Here is a 1,455-nt window from a genome sequence, read left to right as displayed (position 1 = left end):
CCGCTACATGCAGTCGGCCAAGCTGTAAGCCTGCTGCGCCCGGCCCGGGCCGTCGAGGCGACGGTTCGGGGCTTGGGAGTATCCGCGATCCGCGCCATGGCGCGCGTGCGGTCGCGCCGGCGCCCGCCCGTGTCCGTGCACCCGACGACAGCCCACTTGGGCCTGACGCCCAGGCCCGAGCGCGACTGACCGACCGCGCCTGAGCCCTCGCGGTTCCGATGAAAGCCCCCGCATGGCGGGGCTTTCCATTTTTTGGCACACCCTCCTGCCCCCGCCCTTCGCGCGCGGCGCATCGCGCCGGCGGGCGGCCATCGGCGTGGTCGAGGTTGACTGCGGCGAGGGCGATGACCGTGTCAAGCTGAAATCATCCTGACGATACCGGCAGGGCTTGCCCGTAAGTGAAGTTGCGCACCGGAAAAACCCTGTCAGGAAGCTGAAAACCGCCACCTAGAATTCGCCCACGTTCGTGTGACCCCGCGAACTCGCTCTCTCGTCTTCTGCTCTCATCGATACAGGAGTGTTTCCATGGAACGTCGTTCCTTCATCCGCACCACGGGCTTGGCCGGCGTGCTGGCCGCCGGTGCTGCGCCAGCCATCGTGCAGGCGCAGGCCAATATTCGCTGGCGTCTGGCTTCCAGCTTCCCGAAGGCCTTGGACACCATCTACGGCGCTGCCGAGACCTTCTCGAAGAAAGTCAGCGAGATGTCGGGTGGCAAGTTCCAGATCTCGGTGCATGCCGGTGGCGAATTGATGCCTCCGTTTGGTGTGGTCGATGGGGTGCAGAACGGCACCGTCGAGATGGCCCACACCGCGCCGTATTACTTCTTTGGCAAGGATGAGACGTTTGCCCTGGCCTGCGCCATCCCGTTCGGCTTGAACTCGCGGCAGATGACGGCCTGGATGTACGAGGGCAATGGCTTGAAGCTGATGCGCGAGTTCTACGCCCAGTACAACATCATCAGCTTCCCGATGGGCAATACGGGGGCGCAGATGGGAGGCTGGTTCCGCAAGGAAATCAAGACCGTGGCCGACTACAAGGGCCTGAAGTTCCGTGTCGGGGGGTTCGCCGGCAAGGTGATCGAGCGCCTGGGCGGCGTGCCGCAGAACATCCCCGGCGGCGAGATCTACCAGGCGCTGGAGAAGGGCACGATCGACGCGGCCGAGTGGGTCGGACCGTACGACGACCAGAAGCTCGGCTTCAACAAGGTGGCGCCCTTCTATCACTACCCTGGCTGGTGGGAGGGCGGTCCCCAGCTGGATCTGTACGTCAACACCAAAGCCTATGAAGGGCTGTCGTCGGAATACAAGGCCATCATCGAGGCGGCGGCGGCCTACGCGCACACCGAAATGCAGGCCAAGTACGACGTGCGCAACCCCATCGCGCTCAAACAGCTGGTCGCAGCAGGCACCAAGGTGGTGGCCTTCCCGAAGGCGGTGATCGATGCGGCCTTCAAC

At 64.4% G+C, this 1,455-nt stretch carries 1 protein-coding gene; it reads left to right on the top strand.

Annotation, left to right across the window (positions count from 1 at the left end):
• Positions 1–525 precede the first annotated feature (525 nt).
• Positions 526–1,455, top strand: a 930-nt coding sequence (locus CTA01S_RS16070; protein ID WP_062196851.1) for a TRAP transporter substrate-binding protein, incomplete at its 3' end; no start/stop codon positions are given.

The organism is Caldimonas taiwanensis NBRC 104434 (assembly GCF_001592165.1).
GTDB classification, from domain to species: domain Bacteria; phylum Pseudomonadota; class Gammaproteobacteria; order Burkholderiales; family Burkholderiaceae_C; genus Caldimonas; species Caldimonas manganoxidans.
Note: the sequence above shows the minus strand (reverse complement) of the source record. Positions and strands in the feature narration are given on the sequence as shown.